20 protein-coding genes are annotated in these 24,837 nt (G+C 61.1%); 19 read left to right on the top strand and 1 reads right to left on the bottom strand.

Going from position 1 to position 24,837, the window contains the following annotated elements; translation table 11 throughout:
- Window positions 1–119: 119 nt before the first annotated feature.
- Window positions 120–1,127: a taurine ABC transporter substrate-binding protein gene (tauA, locus tag QO005_RS20685; RefSeq protein WP_307159903.1), complete on the bottom strand. Its 1,008-nt coding sequence runs from the start codon at window positions 1,125–1,127 to the stop codon at window positions 120–122.
- Between the two features lie 232 nt (window positions 1,128–1,359).
- On the opposite strand from tauA, the gene QO005_RS20680 reads away from it, so the two are divergent.
- From QO005_RS20680 to QO005_RS20590, 19 genes are all read left to right on the top strand, one after another.
- The gene (locus QO005_RS20680; protein WP_307159902.1) at window positions 1,360–1,962 is read left to right on the top strand and encodes an amino acid synthesis family protein; all 603 of its coding nucleotides are present in this window, start codon (window positions 1,360–1,362) and stop codon (window positions 1,960–1,962) included.
- Window positions 1,963–1,971: 9 nt separating this feature from the next.
- Window positions 1,972–2,814, top strand: coding sequence for an alpha/beta fold hydrolase (locus QO005_RS20675; protein WP_370878122.1), 843 nt, complete (start codon window positions 1,972–1,974; stop codon window positions 2,812–2,814).
- Entirely contained in the window at window positions 2,811–3,740 is a 930-nt protein-coding gene (locus QO005_RS20670) for a flavin reductase (protein WP_307159900.1), read from the top strand. Before QO005_RS20675 ends, QO005_RS20670 begins: the two co-directional genes overlap by 4 nt.
- Window positions 3,741–3,743: 3 nt before the next feature.
- A complete protein-coding gene (locus tag QO005_RS20665) occupies window positions 3,744–4,781 on the top strand; it encodes an LLM class flavin-dependent oxidoreductase (protein ID WP_307159899.1) in 1,038 nt (345 codons plus the stop codon).
- A gap of 4 nt (window positions 4,782–4,785) precedes the next feature.
- The gene (locus QO005_RS20660) at window positions 4,786–6,249 is read left to right on the top strand and encodes an aldehyde dehydrogenase (protein WP_307159898.1); all 1,464 of its coding nucleotides are present in this window, start codon (window positions 4,786–4,788) and stop codon (window positions 6,247–6,249) included.
- A gap of 102 nt (window positions 6,250–6,351) precedes the next feature.
- Window positions 6,352–7,362: an ABC transporter substrate-binding protein gene (locus QO005_RS20655; RefSeq protein WP_307159897.1), complete on the top strand. Its 1,011-nt coding sequence runs from the start codon at window positions 6,352–6,354 to the stop codon at window positions 7,360–7,362.
- Window positions 7,363–7,446: 84 nt separating this feature from the next.
- Window positions 7,447–8,304: an ABC transporter permease gene (locus QO005_RS20650; protein WP_370878125.1), complete on the top strand. Its 858-nt coding sequence runs from the start codon at window positions 7,447–7,449 to the stop codon at window positions 8,302–8,304.
- 1 nt (window position 8,305) lies between these two features.
- Window positions 8,306–9,106 (top strand): ABC transporter permease, encoded by an 801-nt coding sequence (locus QO005_RS20645; RefSeq protein ID WP_307159895.1) that lies wholly within the window; start codon window positions 8,306–8,308, stop codon window positions 9,104–9,106.
- Window positions 9,103–10,176 carry an ABC transporter ATP-binding protein gene (locus tag QO005_RS20640; RefSeq protein WP_307159894.1) on the top strand — a complete coding sequence of 358 codons (1,074 nt, stop codon included), beginning with the start codon at window positions 9,103–9,105 and terminating at the stop codon, window positions 10,174–10,176. Before QO005_RS20645 ends, QO005_RS20640 begins: the two co-directional genes overlap by 4 nt.
- 102 nt (window positions 10,177–10,278) lie before the next feature.
- Window positions 10,279–11,190, top strand: a complete 912-nt coding sequence (locus QO005_RS20635; protein WP_307159893.1) for a LysR substrate-binding domain-containing protein — start codon at window positions 10,279–10,281, stop codon at window positions 11,188–11,190.
- A gap of 332 nt (window positions 11,191–11,522) precedes the next feature.
- Window positions 11,523–12,626, top strand: coding sequence for an ABC transporter substrate-binding protein (locus tag QO005_RS20630; protein ID WP_307159941.1), 1,104 nt, complete (start codon window positions 11,523–11,525; stop codon window positions 12,624–12,626).
- Between the two features lie 286 nt (window positions 12,627–12,912).
- Window positions 12,913–13,914 (top strand): ABC transporter ATP-binding protein, encoded by a 1,002-nt coding sequence (locus QO005_RS20625; protein WP_307159892.1) that lies wholly within the window; start codon window positions 12,913–12,915, stop codon window positions 13,912–13,914.
- The gene (locus QO005_RS20620) at window positions 13,911–14,855 is read left to right on the top strand and encodes an ABC transporter permease (RefSeq protein WP_307159891.1); all 945 of its coding nucleotides are present in this window, start codon (window positions 13,911–13,913) and stop codon (window positions 14,853–14,855) included. The genes QO005_RS20625 and QO005_RS20620 overlap by 4 nt, the downstream gene beginning before the upstream one ends.
- Window positions 14,845–15,660: an ABC transporter permease gene (locus QO005_RS20615; protein ID WP_307159890.1), complete on the top strand. Its 816-nt coding sequence runs from the start codon at window positions 14,845–14,847 to the stop codon at window positions 15,658–15,660. Before QO005_RS20620 ends, QO005_RS20615 begins: the two co-directional genes overlap by 11 nt.
- Before the next feature lie 92 nt (window positions 15,661–15,752).
- Window positions 15,753–17,180: a gamma-aminobutyraldehyde dehydrogenase gene (locus tag QO005_RS20610; protein WP_307159889.1), complete on the top strand. Its 1,428-nt coding sequence runs from the start codon at window positions 15,753–15,755 to the stop codon at window positions 17,178–17,180.
- Window positions 17,181–17,380: 200 nt separating this feature from the next.
- Complete coding sequence (locus QO005_RS20605) at window positions 17,381–19,267, top strand: sigma-54-dependent Fis family transcriptional regulator (protein WP_307159888.1); 1,887 nt, start codon at window positions 17,381–17,383, stop codon at window positions 19,265–19,267.
- 257 nt (window positions 19,268–19,524) lie between these two features.
- Window positions 19,525–20,598, top strand: coding sequence for a 2,3-butanediol dehydrogenase (locus tag QO005_RS20600; RefSeq protein ID WP_307159887.1), 1,074 nt, complete (start codon window positions 19,525–19,527; stop codon window positions 20,596–20,598).
- Window positions 20,599–20,715: 117 nt separating this feature from the next.
- Window positions 20,716–22,518, top strand: a complete 1,803-nt coding sequence (locus tag QO005_RS20595) for an NAD(P)/FAD-dependent oxidoreductase (RefSeq protein ID WP_307159886.1) — start codon at window positions 20,716–20,718, stop codon at window positions 22,516–22,518.
- 671 nt (window positions 22,519–23,189) lie between these two features.
- Window positions 23,190–24,764, top strand: coding sequence for an amino acid adenylation domain-containing protein (locus QO005_RS20590; RefSeq protein ID WP_307159885.1), 1,575 nt, complete (start codon window positions 23,190–23,192; stop codon window positions 24,762–24,764).
- Window positions 24,765–24,837 lie beyond the last annotated feature (73 nt).

The following is a 24,837-nucleotide window of genomic DNA, read 5'->3' as shown; positions in this document are numbered from 1 at the left end:
ATCTTTTTGTTTTTACGTATTTCCGGACGGAAAACCGGCTTCCACTTTTCCTGGAAATACTTTTTCTCTTTACGTATTTCCGGACGGAAAATCGGCTTCCACTTTTCCTGGAAATACTTTTAATTGCTCAGGGCGGCCTTGACGTAATCCGCCGTGACGAAGCGGCTGTAATCCGGCGCCAGCGCCTGAACCCGGCCCTGATCCTTCAGAAATTCCGCCGTGGATTTCAGCGCCCCGGCAGCACCGCCGCCCAGCCAATCCTTCGAGGCCTGCTGGTTGAGATCGAGGAAGCGATAGGCGGCGATGCCAGCCGGCACATCCTCGGGCTTGGCGCCGGTCCACTTGGCCACCGCCTTCACCTCGGCAGAGTCGGGCGTCCATTTTGCGGCATTGCGGCGGTAATCGGCATCGGCTTCGGAGAGAAGCTTGACGAAGGTCACCAGAAAATCGCGGTTCTCTGCGGCAAAGCTATCCGTCACGACGATACCGTCAAAGGTCGCTTTGCCCTTGGCAGCGAAATCACCGGCACTGGCAATGACCTTGCCCGTCTTCTTGGCGATATCCAGCGTCGGCGCCCAGACAAATGTCGCGTCGATATCTCCCCGCTCCCAGGCAGCGGCAATTTCCTGCGGGCGCAGGTTGACGAGCTTCACATCCTGCGGCGAAAGCCCGGCTTCCTTCAGCGCGAACATCAGCTGGTAATGCGAGGTGGAGACGAAGGGTGTTGCCACCGTCTTGCCCTTCAGGTCGGCGATGCTGTTGATACCGCTGCCATTGCGGGCAACGAGCTGTTCGGCATTGGCAATATCGTCCAGAATCCAGAAGAGTTTGATCGGCAGGCCCTGCGATGCAGCGGCAGCAATGGGCGAAGACCCGGCCTCGCCCACATCGACGCCGCCAGACGCCAGCGCCCGGATCACATCGCCGCCGCCGCCGAATTTCACCCACTTGATCTCAGTATGCGTTTCCTGCTCCAGCTTGCCGCTTTCCATCAGCACCCGAATGGGGGTCATCATATCCTGATAGGCGAAAGTGACCGTCTTTTCCGCCGCGAATGCCTGATTTGCACCGCCAAGAATTGCTGCTACCGCCGCCAGCGAGGCAATAGTGGTTAAAAAGCCGCGCATATACTTCATCCTCAAATCCGTTTGACCACCGCCCGTCGGCCAGCCCCACACCAAGCATGAACAGACGCTGCCGGGATAACAAGCAAGCCTGTTCCGGGCCTGACGCCGAATACGGAACAAAATCACTCGAAAAACTCGGAAATAGAAAATGCAGATGAGGTGAAAAGGCGGATTGACTCCGAAATATTATGGCATACCATAATATCAATAATGAAAATGGAAGGGGTCCATCATGAGCCTGCACATCCGCAAAACGCTGCTGCAGATCGAAACCACGCTGATTGAGGGCGGCAAGCAGGCGCCCCGTCCGCTGAAGCTGTTTTCGGCCTTCGCCGTTATCAAGAACCCCTGGGCCGGTCGCGGTTTCGTGGAAGACCTGAAGCCGGAAATTCACGCCCACGCCCCCGTTCTCGGCGAATTGCTGACCGGCATAATCCTTGATGCCGTCGGCTCCGGCGAGGCGGTGGAGGGCTATGGCAAGACGGCGGTCGTGGGCCTTGATGGTGAAATCGAGCACGCCTCGGCCCTTATCCACACGCTGCGCTTCGGCAATCACTATCGCACGGCTGTGGGCGCCAAATCCTATCTTGCCTTCTGCAATACGCGCGGCCCGGCGAATGCGCCCATTATGATCCCGCTGATGGACAAGAATGACGAGGGTCGCCGGTCGCATTACCTCACCATCCAGACCTCGATTCCCGATGCGCCCGCCGCCGATGAAATCGTCATCGGTCTCGGCGCCTCCGTCGGTGGGCGGCCGCATCACCGCATCGGCGACCGCTACCAGGATCTGAAGGATCTCGGCCAGGACGTTCAAAACCCGGCTGGCGTCTGAGGCGGGACAATGGAGATGGCAGACCTTGATGTTTCCGCCGCTCCAGCCGCTCAACTTCACGAGTATCAGCGGCTGAACACCGCCTCCGGCACCGCTTATGTCGAGCGGGGCAGCGGCGAAGTTTTGATTTTGATCCACGGCGTCGGCATGCGGCTCGACGCCTGGAGACCGCAGATCGAGGCGCTCTCCTCCTCGCATCGGGTGATTGCCGTGGATATGCCGGGCCATGGCCAAAGCAGCCCATTGCCCAAGGGCAGCCTGCTGCCGGATTTCGTGGCCTGGCTGGCAGGCTTTCTCGATGACATGCAGCTGGAGCGCGTCAATCTGGCCGGCCATTCCATGGGTGCGCTGATTGCCGGCGGTGCAGCCGCAACCTTTCCGCAAAGGCTGCGCCGCGTGGCGCTGCTGAACGGCGTCTATCGCCGCGACGAGGCGGCCAAGGCTGCCGTTCTCGCCCGTGCCCGGTCCATCGCCACTGAGGGCATTGATGTGGAAGGCCCGGTCAGCCGCTGGTTCGGCACGGATGAAGGGGGTGAAATCGCCCGCCGCCTCACCCGCGACTGGCTGACCCGCATGGACAAGGACGCCTACGAAACGGCCTATGCCGCCTTTGCCGAAGGGGACAGCACCTATGCGGATGCCTGGCCCGCCTGCCCCTGTCCCGCGCTGTTCCTGACGGGCGCGGATGATCCGAACTCCACCGCCGCCATGGCCGAGACCATGGCATCTCTTGCCCCCCACGGCCTTGCACGGGTGATTGCCGCGCATCGCCACATGGTCAATCTCACCGCCCCGGAAGAGGTGAACCGCCTGCTTCTGGAATGGCTGAACCTGCCGGAGACTGAAGCATGACGGCTGCCATCGACCCCCGCGCCCTGCGCGATGCCTTCGGCGCCTTTGCAACAGGCGTAACCGTGGTTACGGCCACCGGCCCGGATGGCAAGCCGATCGGCTTCACCGCCAATTCCTTCACCTCCGTCTCGCTCGATCCGCCGCTTCTTCTGATCTGCCTTGCCAAAACCTCGCGCAATTTCGCGGTGATGACCGAGGCGAAAGGCTTTGCCGTCAACATTCTGGCGGATGACCAGCGGGAAATATCCAACACCTTCGCCCGCCCGGTGGAAGACCGTTTCGCCTCCGTCGACTGGCGGCCCGGCGAACAGGGCGGCGCTCTTCTGGACAATGTCGCGGCCTGGTTTGATTGCGCCATGGAACAGGTGATCGAGGCGGGCGATCACGTCATCCTTCTCGGGCGCGTTCATGCCTTCGGCAATAGCGGCAGAAACGGCCTTGGCTATGCGCGGGGCGGCTATTTCGTTCCCGCGCTGGAAGCCAGGGCCGTTTCCACCGCCGCGGAAGGCGAACTCTCCTTGAGCGCCCTGGTGGAGCGCGGCGACGATGTGCTTTTGGTGGAAGCCCAGGGCAAATGGGCGCTGCCCGGCTGCACGCCTGAAGGCGGCGAACCGCTGGAGGCGCTGAAGCAGGCCATCGAGACCGAAACCGGACTTTCCGTGACGCTCGGCTTTCTCTATTCCGTCTATGAAACTGCGGACGGCAAGCACCAGCATCTTGTTTACCGCGCCTTTGCCGAGGGTGACACACCGAAAAAGGGCCGCTTCGTCAAGATCGAGACGCTCCCGGCCCTGGACAACATCGATGGCGCGCCGACGCGCGACATTCTCACCCGTTTTGCCAATGAACATCCGCTCGGCAATTTCTCGCTCTATGTGGGCGGAGAAAAGGCCGGCCGCGTCCACCCGATTGCCAGGAAGGCATGAGCCATGAAGTTCTCCCTTTTCGTTCACATGGAAAGGCTGGATGCCAGCCAGACACACCAAAGCCTCTATGAGGAATTCATCCAGCTCTGCGAGATTGCCGACCGGGGCGGCATGCATGCCATCTGGACCGGCGAGCATCACGGCATGGATTTCACCATTGCCCCCAATCCCTTCGTGTCCATTGCCGATCTTGCCAATCGCACGAAGACTGTGCGGCTCGGCACCGGCACGGTGATCGCGCCCTTCTGGCACCCGATCAAGCTGGCCGGTGAAGCGGCCATGACCGATATCATCACCGGCGGGCGGCTGGATCTCGGCATTGCACGCGGCGCCTATTCCTTCGAATATGAACGCATTCTGCCCGGTCTCGACGCCTGGGGGGCAGGCCAGCGCATGCGCGAGCTGATCCCCGCCGTCAAGGGCATCTGGGCGGGCGACTATGCGCATCAGGGGGAATTCTGGTCCTTCCCCTCCACCACTTCGGCACCGAAGCCGCTTCAATCTCCCGTGCCGATCTGGGTTGCGGCGCGTGATCCCAATTCCCATGAATTCGCCGTGGCCAATGGCTGCAATGTACAGGTGACGCCGCTCTGGAATGGCGATAGCGAAATCGAAGCCCTGATGGGCCGCTTCAACGCCGCCTGCGAAAAGGCCCCCAATGTGGCGCGTCCGAAAATCATGCTGCTGCAGCACGCCTATGTCGGTTCGGACGCGGAGGATGTGGCGCAAGCGGCCCACGAACTCAGCGTCTACTACAATTACTTCTTCGCCTGGTTCAAGAATGAGCGTCCTATTCAGCAGGGACTGATCGAGCGGCTGAGCGAGGAAGACATCGCCGCCAATGCCAACCTCTCAGCCGAGGTCATGCAGACCAATCTGCCCGTGGGCACCGCCGACACCGTCATCCAGCGGCTTAAACGTTTCGAAGCGCTGGGCTATGACGAATATTCCTTCTGGGTGGATAGCGGCATGAGTTTCGAGCGCAAGAAAGCGTCTCTGGAACGCTTCATCCGCGATGTCATGCCAGCCTTTGCGGAGTGAGGTCATGCGCTCTTTCCAGCTCTATATCGACGGCGTTTTCCAGGACGGGTCCGCCCGCTTCGAAAGCCTCGATCCGGCCACCGGCAAGCCCTGGGCGCTGATGCCGGAAGCCCGGGAAGACGAGGTGGACCGCGCCGTCAATGCCGCGGAACGCGCCCTTCATGACGGCCCCTGGGCGAAGATGACCGCCACGCAACGTGGGCAGCTGCTCTCCAAACTGGCGGATCTGGTGGCAGCCAAGGCCGCCGAACTGGCAGAACTTGAAACCCGCGACACCGGCAAGATCATCCGCGAAACCTCCTCGCAGATCGCCTATGTGGCGAATTACTATCGCTATTATGCGGGGCTTGCCGACAAGATCGAAGGCTCGGTGCTCCCGATCGACAAGCCGGACATGGAGGTGTGGCTGAGGCGCGAGCCGGTCGGCGTGGTGGCCATGGTCGTGCCGTGGAACAGCCAGCTTTTCCTCTCTGCCGTCAAGATCGGCCCGGCACTGGCCGCTGGCTGCACGCTGGTGTTGAAGGCGTCTGAAGACGGCCCTGCACCGCTTCTGGAATTTGCGAAACTCGTGCACGAGGCAGGGTTTCCGCCCGGTGTCGTCAATATCATCACCGGCTTCGGCCCCGCCTGCGGTGCGGCCCTCACCCGCCATCCCAAGGTGGCGCATGTGGCCTTTACCGGCGGACCGGAGGCCGCCCGGCATGTGGTGCGTAATTCGGCGGAAAACCTCGCCTCCACCTCGCTGGAACTGGGGGGCAAATCTCCCTTCGTGGTCTTTGCCGATGCCAATCTGGAAAGTGCCGCGAATGCGCAGGTGGCAGGCATTTTTGCCGCCACCGGCCAGAGCTGTGTCGCCGGTTCGCGCCTGATCGTCGAAGCCTCCGTCAAGGACATGTTTCTCGCGCGCCTCACGGAAAAGGCAGAGGCCATTCGCATCGGTTCGCCGCTCGACATGGCCACCGAAGTCGGGCCGCTCGCCACAAGGCGGCAGCAGGACCATGTGGATCGGCTGGTCCAGGCGTCTGTCGCGGCTGGCGCGCGGCTCGTCACCGGCGGGGTGCGACCGGAAGGAGACGGCAATTACTATCCGCCCACCATTCTCGATTGCGACGGCGTGAATTCACCCTCGATGGAACAGGAATTTTTTGGTCCTGTCCTCTCCGTCCGTTCCTTCCGCACGGAAGACGAGGCGGTACAGCTGGCCAATGAGACGCGCTATGGCCTGGCCTCCGGCGTCTTCACGCAAAATCTAGGCCGCGCCCATCGCATGGTGAAGGCAATCCGGGCGGGCGTGGTGTGGATCAATACCTACCGCGCCGTCTCGCCGATTGCGCCCTTTGGCGGCTTTGGCCTTTCCGGCCACGGGCGCGAAGGCGGCATGGCGGCTGTCATGGATTATACGCGCACAAAAACCGTTTGGCTCAAGACATCGGACGATCCCTTCCCGGACCCGTTTGTGATGCGCTGAGCAGGACTACGGCGGGAAGGACCCCGCCATGGCCGACCGTCAAAGGGCTCGAAGAAGCACCGGGATCGGCAGCATGAAGCCAACAAGAAGGAACTGGGAACAATGAAGATTACCACTGCAATCGCATCGCTGACCGTCCTTGCAGGACTGACAGGCCAGCTTCACGCCGCCGACATGGTGTTTACCAGTTGGGGCGGCACCACACAGGACGTGCAGAAATCCGCCTGGGCGGACAAGTTCACCGCCAAGGAAAAGATCAACGTCCTTCAGGACGGTCCAACCGATTACGGCAAGCTGAAAGCCATGGTGGAGGCCAAGGGCGTGACCTGGGATGTCGTGGACGTGGAAGGCGATTATGCCATCCAGGCCGGTCAGAAGGGCTTGCTGGAGAAGCTTGATTTCAGCGTGATCGACAAGGCGTCGCTCGATCCGCGCTTCGTCACCGATTACTCGGTCGGCAGCTTCTATTATTCCTTCGTCATCGGCTGCAACAAGGATGCGGTGAAAGCCTGCCCGAAAACCTGGGCAGACCTGTTCGACACCAAAAAATTCCCCGGCAAGCGCACCTTCTATAAATGGTCGGCGCCGGGCGTGATCGAGGCCGCCCTTTTGGCCGATGGCGTGAAGCCGGACAAGCTCTACCCGCTCGATCTCGACCGCGCCTTCAAGAAGCTCGACACGATCAAGGCGGACATCGTCTGGTGGTCGGGCGGCGCGCAGTCGCAGCAATTGCTGGCGTCTGCCGAAGCGCCCTTCGGCTCGTTCTGGAATGGCCGCCTGACGGCGCTGGCCGCCACCGGCGTTACGGTTGAAACCTCCTGGGACCAGAACATCACCGCCGCCGATGCGCTCGTCGTGCCGAAGGGCACGAAGAACAAGGAGGCCGCGATGAAGTTCATCGCCTTTGCGACCTCACCGGAAGCCCAGGCCGAAATGGCTGCCGGCACCGGCTATGCGCCGATCAACACCAAGTCTCCGGCGCTGATGGATGCCGCCATTGCCAAGACCCTGCCGGACAAGCAGACTGGCTCGCAGATCAATGCCGATATGGGCTATTGGGCCAGCCACCGCGATGAAATCGCCGATCGCTGGTATGCCTGGCAGTCGAAATAAGCATCGTGCTCGCCGGGTAGCCCCCTACCCGGCCATTTTGACAGAAGGATAGCCAGGGTGTCGGTCATGGCAAATTACGGCGAAGTGGCATCTCAGGCTGAAAAGCCTGCAAGGCCCGCTTCGATCACGGGAAATTTTTCCGCGACGCTTCCCGCGCTCGTGTTGATCCTGATCTTCTTCGTCCTGCCGGTGGCGGCGCTTCTGACGCGCAGCGTCACCGAGCCGGCGTTGGGACTTGGCAATTATGCGGAGCTTCTGGGCAGCAGCACCTATCTCAGGATCTTCACCAATACCTTTCTGGTCTCCGGCCTCGTCACGGTGATTTCGCTGATCATCGGCTTTCCCGTGGCCTGGGCGCTGGCGATCATGCCGGAGCGGCTGGCGAAATTCATCTTCGCCATCGTGCTTTTGTCGATGTGGACCAACCTGCTCGCCCGTACCTATGCCTGGATGGTGCTGTTGCAGCGCACCGGCGTCATCAACAAGACGCTGATGGGGCTCGGGCTGATCGACCAGCCGCTGACCATGGTCAACAATCTCGTCGGTGTCACCATCGGCATGACCTATATCATGCTGCCCTTTATCATCATTCCGCTTTACGGCGTCATCCGCAAGATCGATCCGGCCATTCTGCAGGCGGCGGCGCTGTGTGGCGCCACGCGCTTTCAATCCCTCATCCATGTGCTGCTGCCGCTGGCAATGCCGGGCATGATGTCCGGCGGGCTGATGGTCTTCGTCATGTCGCTCGGCTATTTCGTCACACCCTCGCTCCTGGGTGGCACGGCCAATATGATGCTGGCGGAACTGATCGCGCAATTCGTGCAATCGCTGGTCAACTGGGGCATGGGCGGTGCAGCAGCCCTGGTGCTGCTGGTGGTGACGCTCAGCCTCTATGCCCTGCAACTCAAGTGGTTCGGCACTGCCGGCCAGGGAGGCCGCTGACATGCTGTTGAGCTATCAAAGTCTTGGAAGCTGGAAATGGGTGTTGCTCGCCATCACCTTCCTCACCGCTGCTTTCCTGCTTCTGCCCATCCTGTTTATCGCAGCGCTTTCCTTCGGCTCCTCGCAATGGCTGATCTTTCCGCCCCCTGCCTGGACGCTGAAATGGTACCAGATGCTGTTTGCCGATCCCCGCTGGCTGGAGGCGGCCTTTACCAGCCTGAAAATCGCGCTGATCGTCACCCTGCTGTCGGTGCTGATCGGGCTTTGCGCCTCCTTCGGGCTGGTGCGGGGCCGCTTTGTCGGGCGCAATGGCCTGCGCGCCCTGTTCATGACGCCGATGATCCTGCCTGTCGTGGTGCTGGCGGTGGCGCTTTACGCCTTTTTCCTGCGCATCGGGCTGAACGGCACGCTGACAGGCTTCGTCATCGCACATCTGGTGGTGGCGCTGCCCTTTTCCATTCTCGCGCTCACCAATGCGCTGGAGGGCTTCGACAAATCCATCGAGGATGCCGCCGTGCTCTGCGGGGCCTCGCCCTTGAAGGCCAAGCTGCTCATTACCCTGCCCTGCATCAGCCATGGACTGTTTTCAGCGGCGATCTTCTCCTTCCTCACCTCCTGGGATGAGGTGGTGCTGGCGATCTTCATGGCGAGCCCGACCCTGCAAACCCTGCCGGTGAAGATCTGGGCGACGCTCCGGCAGGATCTGACGCCGGTGATCGCGGCGGCCTCCACCCTTCTCGTTCTCGTTACAGCCCTGCTGATGATTGCAGCCGCGCTGATCCGCAAAGGACTGAAAGCATGACCGGCTTCCTGCAAATTCGCGGCATTCGCAAGCAATATGGCCCGGTCGTGGCCGTTCAGGATGTCAATCTGGACGTGGCGCATGGCGAGTTTCTCACCTTTCTCGGCCCCTCCGGTTCGGGCAAGAGCACGACGCTTTACATCCTGGCCGGTTTCGAACAGCCCACCAAGGGCGACATGCTGCTGAAAGGCAAATCCATTCTCGGCACGCCATCGCATCAGCGCAATATCGGCATGGTCTTCCAGCGCTACACGCTGTTTCCGCATCTGACTGTCGGTGACAACATCGCCTTTCCGCTGAAGGTGCGCGGCTGGTCGAAGGCGGCGATGACCGAACGGGTGCGGCAGATGCTGACGCTGGTGCGGCTGGAAGGCTTCGAGGACCGCAAACCGGCTGAGATGTCCGGTGGCCAGCAGCAGCGCGTGGCGCTGGCCCGCGCACTTGCCTATGATCCGCCGGTGCTGCTGATGGATGAACCGCTTTCGGCGCTGGACAAGAAGCTGCGTGAAGAAATTCAATATGAAATCCGCCGTATTCACCAGCAGACGGAAGTGACGATTCTCTACGTGACCCACGACCAGGAGGAGGCGCTTCGCCTTTCCGACCGCATCGCCGTCTTCTCCAGGGGCGTCATCGACCAAATCGGTACGGGAGAAGAGCTTTACGCCAACCCGGCCACCCGCTTCGTGGCGGAATTTATCGGCGACAGCGATTTCCTGCCCTGCCAGGTGACGAAACAGCAGGGCGGCCGGGCCGAAATCACCTTGCCCGGTGGATTGTCCATCGAGGGCATTCCGCTGCATGGAGTGGTGAACAATCAGGCGAGCCCGCATCTGATGCTGCGGCCCGAGCGGCTGTCGCTCTCCACGGAAAGCCGGGAAAAGGCTATCGCAGCCAACGTGGAAGACATCACCTTCCTCGGCAACACCATCCATGTGGCAACGCGCACGCTGGATGGAAATCCGCTCTCCGTGCGGCTGCCCTTCGGCCATCCGGCCATGGCGGGCGTGCCGAAAGGCTCGAAAGTGTGGCTGAGCTTTGAGCCAGAAGCGGCCCATGTCTTTGCGTGAAGACTGCAAACGCACTTCGTACCGAACCTTGATGTAACGCCGGACCGCTGGCACAAGGGGTGCCATCCACCGACGATGGATGCGGTGATGAGGGGTTAGGTCTTGGCCTTTACGTTGAGGCAATTGCAGTATTTCGTCGCGGTCGCGGAACAGGGAACGGTCTCGGGCGCCGCCCATGCCATGTCCATCTCCCAATCCTCGATCACCGAGGCGGTGAAGGATCTGGAGCATGATCTCGGCGTGGTGCTGTTCGAGCGGCACCCGCGCGGCCTTGCCATCACCCAGCAGGGGCACCAGTTCCTGCGGCATGCCACGAAAATCCTGGCGGATGTCTCGGAAGCGCGGCGGGTGATCAGGGAAACCGGCGATCAAACCTCCGGCGGCAGGCTGCAACTCGGCGTCACCTCGCTGGTGGCCGGTTACGTGCTGTCGGACCTTCTGGCGCGCTATCGCCGCGCCTTCCCCGCCATCGAAGTCAGTACGCTGGAGGATGACGGCCCCTATCTCGAACACCTGTTGATCGGCGGCGAAATCGATGTTGCCGTCATGCTGCTCAACAATCTCCGGGACCGGCAGGCGCTGCAATCGGAAACGCTGGACCTTTCCCCCTTCAGCCTCTGGCTGCCCGCCGGGCATGATCTCGTGACCCGGGAGGCCATCGCCATGGAAGATGTGGTGGGCCTGCCGCTGATCATGCTGACAACGGATGAAATCGAGGAGGCGACGCGCAAGCTTCTCGATGCCTTCGGCGCACGCCCCAAAGTGGCCTTCCGCACCCGCTCCGTGGAGGCCGTGCGCAGCCTGGTGGCAACGGGTGCGGGTGTCGCGATCCTGCCGGATATGGTCTACCGGCCCTGGTCGCTGGAAGGCGACCGGATCGAAGCGCGCGACGTCTCGGCCTCGCTGCCCGCCATTCAGGTGGGGTTGGTCTGGCGCCGGGGCCTGATGGTGTCCGAGCCTTTGCGGAATTTCATCACGCTGGCACAGACCCAACGCTCTCCGCGTTTACGCTAGCATGTCGCGCAAAAGTGTGCAGCGGTTTTGCGATAACGACATGCGTTCAAACAAGGACGTAAAGCACGTTGCATGAGGCTGATAAGCCGCAACGGGCTTTAATGCTCCCCGGTTTCGGTTTTTCCGATATCGGCGTTCTGACAAAAGAAATTGCGAAACCCGGCATCGCCGATATCCTCCCTTGATAGCAAAGCATCTCCAGGAAAAGTGGAAACCGGTTTTCCCTCCGGACATGCGAAAAAATAAAGAATTATAGCGCTCATCAAAAGGGGAACGACATGAAGCAGCACGTGGGCCTGATAACAGCACTCGCCTTTGCATGCAGCACTGTCATGCCAGCCTTTGCGGCTGAGATGAAAACCTCCATCGGCGCGGGCGAAGGCAGCGTCGATATCGTTGCCTGGGCCGGCTATATCGAGCGGGGCGAAACCGACAAGAATTACGACTGGGTCAGCAGTTTCGAAAAGGAAACCGGCTGCAAGGTCAGCGTCAAGACCGCAGCAACCTCGGATGAAATGGTGACCCTGATGAACCAGGGCGGTTTCGATCTTGTCACGGCATCCGGCGATGCCTCGCTGCGTCTGGTGGCAGGCAAGAAGGTGCAACCGATCAATGTCGGCCTGATCAAGAACTGGTCGACCGTCGATCCACGCCTGCAAAATGCCCCCTGGCACACGGTGGATGGCGTCCATTACGGCGTTCCCTATCAGTGGGGGCCGAATGTGCTGATGTATAATACCAAGGCCTTTGGCGACAAGGCGCCCGAGAGCTGGGACGTGGTGTTCAAGGAAATGACCCTGCCGGACGGCAAGTCCAACAAGGGGCGCGTCCAGGCCTATGACGGCCCGATCTATATTGCCGATGCCGCCCTTTACCTGAAATCCGCCAAGCCCGAATTGAAGATCGACAGCCCCTATGAGCTGAACGAGGAACAATATAAAGCGGCGATCGCGCTGCTGAAGGAGCAGCGCAAACTGGTAGGCCGCTATTGGCACGATGCCACGGTGCAGACCGACGACTTCAAGAACGAAGGTGTCGTGGCCTCAAGCTCCTGGCCCTATCAGGTCAATCTGCTGCAGGCAGACAAGCAGCCCATCGCGTCTGTCTTCCCCAAGGAAGGGGCAACCGGCTGGGCCGATACTACGATGATGCATGTGCAGGCCGCCCACCCGAATTGCGCCTATATGTGGCTGAACCATTCGCTGGAGGCGAAGACGCAAGGGGATGTGGCGGCGTGGTTCGGCTCGAATCCGGCAGTACCCGCCGCCTGCAAGGGCAATGCGCTGCTGGGTGAAAATGGCTGCGCAACCAACGGCTTCGACAATTTCGAAAAGATCTCCTTCTGGAAAACCCCTGTTGCCAAGTGCAAGGCAGGCAACTGCATTCCTTACAGCCGCTGGGTCAGCGATTACATCGCGGTGATGGGCGGCCAATAGAACCATTCCGGGGCCGGGAGACCCGGCCCCTGCGCGGCTCAAGCAAACCACACTTGCACCTTGCATCAGCCCTTATACGAAAAGTCATTGAAAATGGCAGTTCGTATTCCCCTTTCGAGGCGAGGATGCGTGAGCATCTTTGAGCCTTGGTATTACTGCGGCATGAGCAATTCTTTGCATGGTGGTATCTTCCAGCCGGCTTTCAGCAGCATCCGTTTTTATACATGCAAGGACGGACAGACGCTTGTTGTCTATCCTGATCATGCTCTCGGGAGTTCATCGAACCATGGCCTCTGCCTTGCGTTTTTCATCCGTCTCGCGCCATTACGGCGAGGTGCGCGCCGTCGCCGGGATTGATCTCGATGTGGCGGAAGGGGAGTTTTTCGCCATGCTCGGCCCTTCGGGATCGGGCAAGACCACCTGCCTGCGGCTGGCCGCCGGTTTCGAACAGCCGACAGAAGGCGAGATCTTCATTCTCGGCCAGCGTGCCGATGGCGTGCCGCCCTGGCGGCGCGCGATCAATACGGTGTTTCAGGATTACGCGCTTTTCCCCCATATGAGCATTCTGGACAATGTCGCCTATGGCCTGATGGTCAAGGGCGTCGACAAGCCCACCCGCATCCGGGCGGCCATGCAGGCGCTGGAACTGGTCAAGCTTGGCGGGTATGGTGACCGCAAGACCGCGCAGCTCTCAGGCGGCCAGCGCCAGCGCGTGGCGCTGGCCCGCGCGCTTGTCAACAAGCCAAGCGTGCTGCTGCTGGACGAGCCGCTTGGCGCGCTGGACCTGAAACTCCGGGAAGCCATGCAGGAGGAGTTGAAAGCCCTGCAGAAGGAGCTTGGCATTACCTTCGTGCTCGTCACCCATGACCAGAGCGAAGCGCTGTCCATGGCGGATCGCGTGGCGGTGTTCAATGCTGGCCAGATCGTACAGATCGGCGCGCCGGAGGATCTCTACCGGCAACCGAAAACCCGCTTCGTCGCCGATTTTGTCGGCTCCGCCAATCTTCTGCCGCCCATGCTGACGGAGCAGTTGAACGGGCAGCGGCGATGGGCAAGCCTGCGCCCGGAGCAGATTTCACTGGGCGAACAGGACGGCAAGCTCTCGCTTGCTGCTACCCTGTCCAGCGCCAGCTTTCTCGGCGCGATGCGGCGAATTGCTGTTCGTGTCGGGAATGACGTGCTGCTGCATGCGGACCTGCCCGCCGCCATCAGCCTGCCGCCGCAAGGCTCCACGGTCACGCTCTCCTTCGATCCGCAGGTGCTCAACATGCTGGAGGACGCGGTGTGAGCCCGGTTGCGTCTCCTTCCCTTGGCAGGCAAGCCCTCGGCTCACGACTGTCGAGCCTCTTCTGGCGGCATCCACGGCTGTTCACGCTGCTCCTTCTGCTGCCACCCCTCGTCTGGCTGGGGGTGGTCTATGTCGGCTCGCTCTTTGCCCTGCTGCTGCAAAGCTTCTTTTCCATTGATGAGTTCAGCGGTCTGATCAATCAGGAGTTCACGCTCTCGACCTATGCGGAACTGCTGCGCGCCTCCAATCTGGACATCATCATCCGCACGGTGGTCATGGCGGCAGCGGTGACGCTGGCCTCCGCCCTCCTTGGTTTTCCCATCGCCTATTATGGCGCCCGCTACGCCAGAGGTCGCTGGAAAGCGTTCTTCTATGTCGGCGTCATGCTGCCGCTCTGGTCGAGCTATCTGGTCAAGATCTACGCGTGGAAGATGATCCTTTCGAAGGAGGGCATTCTGAGCTGGCTGGCGGCAAAATTGCATGTGAGCGGCGTGCTCGATGCCTGGCTGTCGCTGCCGGTGGTGGGCGGCAATTCGCTCTCCGTCAGCGCCACGGGCACCTTCCTCGTCTTCGTCTATATCTGGCTGCCCTATATGATTTTGCCGATCCAGGCGGCCCTCGAAAGGGTCCCGGGCAATCTTATCGAAGCCTCCTACGATCTGGGCGCAGACCCGTCGAAAACCTTTCGGCATGTGCTGCTTCCGCTGGCCATGCCGGGCGTGGCCGCAGGCTCGATCTTCACCTTCTCGCTGACGCTCGGCGATTACATCATTCCCGGCATCATCGGCACGTCGCGGCTGTTTATCGGGCAGGCTGTCTATACCCAGCAGGGCACGGCCGGAAACATACCGCTTGCCGCCGCCTTTTCGGTGGTGCCCATCCTGATCATGTCTGTCTATCTCTGGGCTGCCGGGAAAAAGGGAGCCTTCGATGCGCTCTGATCGCACCATATCCGCGCCGCTGCCGCTGAAAGTCGCAGCCTTTGGCGGCCTCCTCTTCCTGCATCTGCCGATCCTCCTGATCTTCGTCTATGCATTTACGACGGAGGACAAGAGTTTCCAGTGGCCGCCACCGGGCCTCACCACCCGCTGGCTGGCCGCAGCATGGCAAAGGCCGGATGTCTGGGCGGCTCTTGGCCTTTCGCTCAAGGTCGCGGCCATCGCCACGCTGCTCGCCCTCATTATCGGCACGCTCTGCGCGGCGGCTCTCTCCCGCTCGCGCTTCTTCGGGCGCGATGGCATCACCCTTCTGGTCATTCTGCCGATTGCCCTGCCCGGCATCGTCACCGGCATTGCCTTGCGCTCGGCCTTCGGCCTTCTGGAAATCCCGTTTTCCTTCTGGACGATCATTCTCGGCCACGCCACCTTCTGCATCGTCGTCGTCTATAACAATGCCGTGGCCCGGTTTCGCAGGCTTTCCTCCTCACTGGTGGAGGCCTCCTACGATCTTGGCGCGGATGGTTTCCAGACTTTTCGCCATGTGGTGCTGCCGAATATCGCAACGGCCCTGCTGGCAGGCGGCATGCTGGCCTTCGCCCTGTCCTTCGATGAAGTCATTGTCACCACCTTCACGGCAGGACAGCAACAGACCCTGCCGATCTGGATGCTGGAGCAACTGATCCGCCCGCGTGAACGGCCGGTGACAAATGTGGTGGCGATGATTGTCGTGCTGGTGACACTTTTCCCCATCCTCGCGGCCTATTACTGGACGGCGGGTGGCGACGAGACGGCTGGCAGCGGCAAGTGAACGGCATTCGGGGATCTTGTTTTCATGCATATCCAAGGGGAAACGGCAACTGCGTTTGTCCTGGACATGCCCAAAAAGAAAGGTGGAACGTCATGCAAACGCAAATGCTCATCGCCGGCGCGATGATGGCCGGTGAGGACCAGGAAGAGCGGATCCTCAATCCACGGACGGGCGAACTCATTCTCAACCTGCCGGAAGCCTCGACCGGACAGATCGAGGCCGCGGTTTCCGCCGCACGCCGGGCCTTTTCCGGCTGGTCGGCCACGACACCGGGCGAACGCTCCGGCTACCTTCTAAAGATCGCCGATGCCATCGAGGCGGATGCGCCAGCCTTTGCAACCCTTGAAGCGCTGAATTGCGGCAAGCCGATCAATGCCGTGCTGAATGATGAATTGCCGGCGATTGTCGATTGCTACCGCTTCTTTGCCGCCGCGGTCCGCAGCCAGCATGGCTCGATTGCCGGCGAATATCTGCCGGGCTTCACATCGATGATCCGCCGCGACGCCGTAGGCGTGATCGGTTCGATAGCACCGTGGAACTATCCGCTGATGATGATGGCCTGGAAACTGGCGCCCGCCCTTGCCGGCGGCAACACCGTCGTCTTCAAACCCTCGGAACAGACCCCGCTCACCGCCCTGAAGATGGCGGGGCTTCTGGCGGAGATCCTGCCGGAAGGTGTGGTCAACATCATTCTCGGACGCGGCGAAAGCGTCGGCAATGCCCTGATCAACCATCCCGATATCGACATGGTCTCGATCACCGGGGACATTGCCACCGGCAAGAAAGTCTTGCAGGCGGCCTCGAAGACTGTCAAACGCACGCATCTGGAACTGGGCGGCAAGGCCCCGGTCATCGTCTATGGCGATGCCGATCTGGAGGCGGCGATCAACGGCATCCGCACTTTCGGCTTTTACAATGCCGGACAGGATTGCACGGCGGCAAGCCGCATCTATGCCCATGCCAGCATTTACGACCGTTTCGTCGCCGATCTGTCGTCGGCAGTCTCCTCCATCCGCTTCGGCGAGGCCGATGACAGCCTGAACGAAATCGGGCCGCTGATTTCCCAGCGCCAGCGCGACCGGGTCGCAAGCTTCGTCCAGCGCGCCAACGATGCCCGCCACGTCGAAATCACCACCGGCGGCGCGCTGCCGGAGAGCCCCGGCTTCTACTATCAGCCGACCGTTGTCGCCGGTGCCCTGCAAGAGGATGAAATTGTCCGCCGCGAAGTGTTCGGCCCCGTCGTTTCCGTCACCCGGTTCGGTGATGACGACGACATTATCGGCTGGGCGAACAACTCCGATTACGGGCTCGCTTCCTCGGTCTGGACCAAGGATATCGGCAAAGCAATGAAGGCGGCCGCCAGCCTGCGCTATGGCTGCACCTGGATCAACACACATTTCATGCTGGCCAATGAAATGCCGCATGGCGGGCTGAAGCAATCGGGCTATGGCAAGGATCTCTCGGCTTATGCGCTCGAAGACTATACCGTGGTCCGGCATGTGATGATCAATCACCAGTGACCCATCCTGCCGTCGCATCGCAGGCGAGAGCGACGGCAGCGTTCTTTCTGACAAAAGTGTTTCCAAAAGACCGGTTCCCCCTTTTCCTCGATCTGCTCCAGAAACAGGCACGGCCCCGACAGGTTTTGGACACGCACGGCAATTGCGGCTATCATCTCCTGGAGGATCACGGGAGGCGGCCCTCAAAAGCCGGTGATTTCATGGGTCTTGTCGATCATATCGAGGAAATCGAGCGTGTCGGCCTGGGCAGCAATACGGGACGCGACACCATTGTCGTGGAATCCTGGCGGCGATGCCTGGAAACCTATCAACTCGATCCGGCGCAAGCGCGGGAAGCGGTGATCGTCTCGGAAACCCGGTTGCGCGAACACCGCCAGCAGGCGGAAGATCTGGTTCACATCGCCCGCTCCGGTCTGGAGAAGCTCTACCGGCAGGTGGCGGAACAGAATTATGTCCTGCTGCTTTCGGATCGGCAGGGCGTCACCGTGGAATTTCTCGGGGATCCGTCCTTCAACAACAATCTGCGCAAGGCCGGTCTCTATCTCGGCTCCGAATGGTCCGAGCCTCGCGCCGGCACCTGCGCCGTGGGGGCCTGCATTGCCACCGGCGAAGCGCTGACCATTCATCAGACCGATCACTTCGACATCACCCATACCCCGCTTTCCTGCACCGCCGCGCCGATTTACGACACACAGGGAGCATTGACGGCGGTTCTGGATGTGTCCCTGCTCAGTTCGCCGATCCTGAAGGCCAGCCAGAACATGGCACGGCATCTGGTTTCCGCCACGGTGCGGCGCATCGAGCTTGCCAACCTCATGGCCAGCAGCAGGCATGATCTGGTTCTGCGTTTCGCCAGCGCGCCGGAATTCCTGGATGTCGATCCGGAGGCGGCAATTTCCGTGGACGGCTCCGGCCATATCACCGGCATGACCCATGGTGGCGCACGGCTGCTGGCCGCCTCGCGCGGGCTGGACTGGCGCAGGCCGGAGCTGCTGATCGGTAAGCCGGTCACTGCGTTTTTTGACGCAGGATTGACCGAACTGGCATCCCTGACCCGCGCCAGCCTGCCCCAGGACCGGCAGATTTCCGTGCGGGACGGATCGATCCTCTTTGCCCACGCCATAGAGCCGCAGCAGAAAAGGGTTGGCGTGCGCCAGCCCCGCACCGCCTCGCCGCTTCCGGCGCTCGGCACGCTCGGCGGTGACGTGCCGGTCATCGACAACCTCAAGCGCAGGGTGGCAAAGCTCGCGCCCAGCAGATTGCCGATCCTGCTGCAGGGAGAGACCGGCACGGGCAAGGAATATCTGGCCCGCATCATTCACAGCCTTAGCGGGGTCTCGGGACAGTTCGTGGCGGTCAATTGCGCCGCCATCCCCGAACAGCTGATCGAGAGCGAATTGTTCGGCTATGCGCCCGGCGCCTTTACCGGCGCTCTTGCCAAGGGGCGGAAAGGCCTGGTGGAGGAAGCGCAGGGAGGAACGCTTTTTCTCGACGAAATCGGCGACATGCCTTTTGCCGCGCAAAGCCGGTTGCTCAGGGTGCTGGCAGAGGGCGAGGTTCAGCCCGTCGGCGGCATCGTGCCGCGAAAAGTGGATTTCCGTATCGTTTCCGCTTCGCATCGCAGCCTGGCCGATATGGTTGCTGCCGGCATGTTTCGCGCCGATCTCTACTACCGGCTGAATACCGCGGTGCTGACCCTGCCGTCGCTTGCGGAGCGCAACGACCTGTCGTGGCTTATCGACCGGCTTCTCGCAAAGCATGAAATAGCGGGACATGCGCTCCGGCTGTCAGAGGCGGCCAGAGCCCGGCTCCTCGCTTCTTCCTGGCCCGGCAATATCCGCGAACTGGACAATGCCATCGCCTTTGCCGCGGCCCTTTGCGAAAACGGGCTGATCGACGTGGCAGACCTTCCGGACCATCTCACCCAAACGCCCATGGCGCTGAGCGGGGATCGGCGGGAAAACGGGATCACCGACATGCTGGCTGCCTGCAAGGGCAATGTCTCGGAAGCTGCCCGCAGGCTTGGCATCGATCGCACCACCATGCATCGCCGCATGAAACGGCTCGGCATAGACCGTTCCCATTAAGGCAACCGCCACAGCTGTTGCGCCACACCCGCCACAGCTGAGACCGGATTCAAGACAGCAAACCTGGAATGTTTCGGTGTTTTCCGAGCGCACCGAAACGCTCCAGGTTTTTGTTTTTACACGTTTTTGGGCGGCAAGGCGGTTCTGCCTTTTCCTGGAAACACTCTCATCCTTCCAGTGGGGCAGGCCGAAACACCTCCCTGGCACGCGCATTGCTCCTTCCTTGGCGTCATAACCATATCAATGAGGGAGAAACCATGCGTGCACTGAGATTTCACGCAGCCAGGGATTTGCGGATCGACACCATTGCGGAGCCGAAGCAGCCTGGTCCCGGACAGGTTCTTGTCCGCAATCGCTTCGTCGGCATCTGCGGAACGGACCTTCATGAATACAGCTACGGCCCGATTTTCATCCCGACCGAGCCGCATCCTTTTACCGGCGCCCATGGCCCCCAGGTTCTCGGCCACGAGTTCGGCGGCGTCGTCGAGGCCATCGGCGAGGGCGTCACCTCTGTGGCGGTGGGCGATCGCGTTTCGATCCAGCCACTGATCATGCCGCGATCCGGCGATTACTTTTCCGATCGCGGCCTCTTCCATCTCAGCCCCGATCTCGCCCTTGTCGGACTGAGCTGGGAGGGCGGCGGCATGGCGGAAGCAGCCCTTGTCAACGACTATAATGTGCAGAAAATCCCGGCGGAGATGACGGATGAGGAGGCCGCGCTCGTCGAACCCACGGCGGTTGCAGTCTATGCCTGCGATCGTGGCGGTGTCAGCGCCGGCAGCAGCGTGCTGGTGACAGGGGCCGGTCCCATCGGCATGCTGACCTTGCTGGCCGCGCGTGCCGCCGGTGCCGCACAGCTTTTCGTATCCGATCTCAACGATGCCAGACTGGAACTGGCCCGGACCGTCCTGCCGGACGTGATCACCATCAACCCGAAACGCGAGGCCGTCGGCGATGTTGTGCGCGCGAACACGGAAGGCCATGTCGGCTCAGATGTCGCCATTGAATGCGTCGGCAACGAACATGCCCTGAAGGCCTGTGTGGATGCCGTGCGCAAGCAGGGCGTCGTCGTTCAGACGGGATTGCACCCGCATGAAAATCCGCTCGACTGGTTTCAGGTGACGTTCCGTGACCTCGAGATCAAAGGCTCATGGGCCTATCCAACGCATTACTGGCCGCGCGTCATCCGGCTGATCGCCTCCGGGCTGCTGCCGGCAAAGAAAATCGTCACGAAGCGCGTCACGCTGGACACCGCCGTGAAGGAGGGGTTCGACGTGCTGCTCGACCCGGCGGGCACACAGCTGAAGATCCTGATTGACCTCTCAAAATAGAGTTTACCAGGAAAAGTGGAATCCGCCGTTCCGTCCACAGACAAGGGAAAACAAAAGCTTAAGACACCCATAACGACATTTCGCCCTGAAAATCCAAGCACGTATGGAGGAGATAACATGCTTGATATCAGCCCCGGCACCAAAATTGATCAGGTTCTGGCCAAGCTCGAAAAGGCCCTGACGAGCGGCGACATCGACGCCGCCGTCAACCTGTTTCAGACCGATTGCTACTGGCGCGATCTGGTGACATTCACCTGGAATCTCAAGACACTGGAGGGCAGAGAGCAAATCCGCGACATGCTTTCAAACCAGCTTGCGGCGACCGCTCCCGCCAATTTCCTGCAGGATACGAAGGAGGCTGCATCGGAGGCGGGCGGCGTGACGGAAGGCTGGTTCGAATTCGAAACCGGCGTTGCCCGCGGCTATGGCCATATCCGCCTGAAGGACGGCTTGATCTGGACATTGCTGACCACCATGAGTGAACTCAAGGGGCATGAGGAACCGAAAGGCACCCGCCGCCCGATGGGGGCAGAGCATGGCCATGATCGCAACCGCAAGACCTGGAAGGAAAAGCGCGAAAACGAGGCGGCAGAGCTCGGCTATTCGGTTCAGCCCTATGTCGTCATCATCGGCGGCGGCCAGGGTGGCATTGCGCTCGGTGCGCGTCTGCGCCAGCTTGGGGTGCCCGCGATCATCATCGAGAAGAACGAAAGGCCCGGCGATAGCTGGCGCAAGCGCTACAAGTCGCTCTGCCTGCACGATCCCGTCTGGTACGATCACCTTCCCTATATTCCCTTCCCGGAAAACTGGCCTGTCTTTACGCCAAAGGACAAGGTGGGAGACTGGCTGGAAATGTACACCAAGGTCATGGAGCTCAACTATTGGGGCTCCACCACCTGCACATCGGCGCACTATGACGAGACGGCCGGAGAATGGTCGGTGGTCGTCAATCGCGCCGGTCAGGATCTGGTGCTGAGACCGAAGCAGCTGGTTCTGGCAACCGGCATGTCCGGCAAGCCCAACCTGCCGAAATTTCCGGGGCAGGATGTTTTCAAGGGCGAACAGCAGCATTCCTCCCAGCATCCGGGACCGGATGCCTATGCCGGCAAAAAGGTGGTGGTGATCGGCTCGAACAACTCCGCCCATGATATCTGCGCGGCGCTGTGGGAGGCGGGCGCGGATGTCACCATGGTTCAGCGCTCGTCCACGCATATCGTGAAATCGGACTCGCTGATGGAGATCGGGCTTGGCGATCTTTATTCCGAGCGGGCCGTCCAGAGCGGCATGACAACACGCAAGGCCGATCTCATCTTCGCCTCACTGCCCTACAGGATCATGCATGAGTTCCAGATCCCGATCTACGACCGCATCCGCGAACAGGACGCCGATTTTTATGCCGCTCTTGAGAAGGCTGGCTTCCTGCTGGATTTCGGTGACGACGGGTCCGGCCTCTTCATGAAATATCTTCGTCGCGGGTCCGGCTATTACATCGATGTCGGCGCTTGCGATCTGGTTATCGATGGCTCGATCAAGCTGAAGTCCGGCGTCGATGTCTCCCATCTGACAGAAGATGCCGTGGCGCTGAAGGACGGCACGAAGCTTCCTGCCGATCTCGTGGTCTATGCCACGGGCTATGGCTCCATGAACGGCTGGGCTGCGGATCTCATTTCGAAGGAGGTGGCGGACAAGGTCGGCAAGTGCTGGGGGCTCGGCTCCAATACCACCAAGGATCCCGGTCCCTGGGAAGGCGAGCAGCGCAACATGTGGAAGCCGACGCAGCAACAGGCGCTGTGGTTCCACGGCGGCAATCTGCATCAGTCGCGGCACTATTCTCAATATCTCTCGCTGCAGTTGAAAGCCCGCCAGGTGGGCATTGCAACGCCTGTCTATGGGCTGACCAAACCGCACCACCTGTCTTGAAGCAGGTTTAGAGGATTGTCCCGATAAAAAACGGAAACACTCCAAAGCGGTGCGCGCCCTGTATGCGCGCACCGCTGCAGGGGCACGGGATGGCCAGCGAGACGGCAGAACGCACCCCTTGTGTTCGCCGTCCAAAAATATGATTATAAAACTCAAGAATGAGTAGACGGGACCGTCCCGTTTGGTTATAACCACGCCCAAGCCGGAGTTGCAGACGGCTTGCGGGACATGCCGCGCGTAAGCGCGTTGGTGTGTACTGAGGGAGTTAAGAGCGTTCGGCGCGCGCAGCTTTAAGCGTGAGCGGAATCACTCAATAAATTGAGATATTTGGGGCATTTTCGCATTTCCCTGACGGGCGGAGCATTGCGTAGGCCCTTGGAGGTCGGTGCGCATGACATCCGAACGTGGAGGCCCATTCGGAATGCCCAGGCAAACATAAGGATGCAGGAGCAGATGGATCAGGCTTGGTTTTATCAGATCCGCGATCCAGCCTTATCACCATAACCCGATGACCAACCGAAACCTGACACAACGGGAGGGCTAAGGCCCGCTTCGTGACGGCATTCCCGTGCCGTCATTTGGGAAGCCGTGATAGCGGACGAGAGCATTTCCAGGGAAAGCTGAAAGGCTCTTGCTGCACCACCCTTGCCCCATTCCGCCAGGAGATGCGCATGAGCACGATTGCCGAGATTTTTACTGACCGCGCCCGCCTTCACCCCGAGGCGATTGCCGTCAGTTTCAAGGACGAGACACTGACCTATGGCGAGCTGGACAAACGCTCCAACCGCCTCGCCCGGCAGTTGATTGCAAGAGGGGCCGGTCCAGAGCGCATCGTCGGCGTTTCCATGACACGCTGCATCGATCTGGTTGTCGCGCTGCTGGCGGTCATGAAGTCGGGCGCGGCCTATCTGCCGCTCGATCCGGCCTATCCGGCGGCCCGGCTTGCCTATCTTGTCAAGGATGCGCGGCCGCTTGCCATCATCACCGCGCCGGGCCTCGACCCGCTCGATCCGGATGTCGAGCAAATTCCGATCAGCGCGGCACAGGGCAATGAAGAGGATGCAGCGGCCATCGGCAAGCGGGCCGAGGCAGGCCATCCGGCCTATGTCATCTACACGTCCGGTTCCACCGGCCTGCCGAAGGGCGTGATGGTCACCCATGGCAATTTCCTTGCCCTTCTGGAGGCGACGCAGGCGCGCTTCGACCTCAACCATGGCGATGTCTGGACGGTCTTCCACTCCTATGCCTTCGATTTCTCCGTGTGGGAAATCTGGGCACCGCTGCTGACTGGCGGCAAAACCGTCGTCGTTCCGGCGGAAGCAACGTGGTCGGCAGAGGATTTCCTGGATTTGCTGGAAAAGGAAAAGGTCACGGTGCTGAACCAGACGCCGTCCTCCTTTGCCTCGCTCGACCGGGCCGACGCGCGGCGCGCGCGCGCACTCGATGCCCTGCGGCTGGTCATCTTCGGCGGCGAGGCTCTGGATCCGGCACGGCTTCAGGACTGGTTCAAGCGCCGGGGACGGGCGGCCCGTATGGTCAACATGTATGGCATTACCGAAACCACCGTGCACGTCACCGCCATCGAGATTGAGCCGGACGCCTGCGAAGGCGTGATGGAAAGCCCGATCGGCCTGCCTGTCAGCGGTTTTCGCTGGCAGGTGCTGGATGCCGGTCTGCAACCGGTTCCGGAAGGGGTGGTTGGCGAACTTTACGTCGGCGGACCGCAGGTTTCGCGCGGCTATCTCGGCCGCCCCGGCCTGAATGCCGTGCGCTTCGTGGCCGACCCGAAAGGCAATGGGGAGCGTCTCTATCGCACCGGCGATCTCGTGCGGCAATTTGCCGATGGGCTCGCCTTTATCGGCCGGGCCGACACGCAATTGTCGCTGCGCGGCTTCCGCATCGAACCGGGTGAAATCGAAGCCGCGCTCGATGCCTTCGAAGGTGTGAGCGCCAGCGCCGTTGCCGTGAAACCGGACCCGGACGGCGCCGATGGCGATGAATGCCTGGCCGCCTATGTCGTCACCACATCGGGCACGCTGGATGAGCGCGGCCTTCGCGGCCATCTGGCCCGCACCCTGCCCGCCCATCTGGTGCCGAGCCATATCGTGGTTTTGGCCGCCCTGCCGCTGACGCCGAACCGCAAGCTCGATCGCGGCGCATTGCCGCCGCCCCCCAGCCGCCAGAAGACCAAGGCTAGCCTGCGCGACGAGCTGCTCAGGCAGCGGCGCAGCGCCAAGAGCGCGTGAACCGACTTTTAAACATGTCTCTGGCGCTCTCCGGCCTTAAGCGTTCGCCGGATCTGCGCCTGCTTGGAAGGAT

This window comes from Allorhizobium paknamense, from assembly GCF_030815125.1.
GTDB lineage: Bacteria > Pseudomonadota > Alphaproteobacteria > Rhizobiales > Rhizobiaceae > Allorhizobium > Allorhizobium paknamense.
This window is presented reverse-complemented; position numbering and strand designations above follow the sequence as displayed.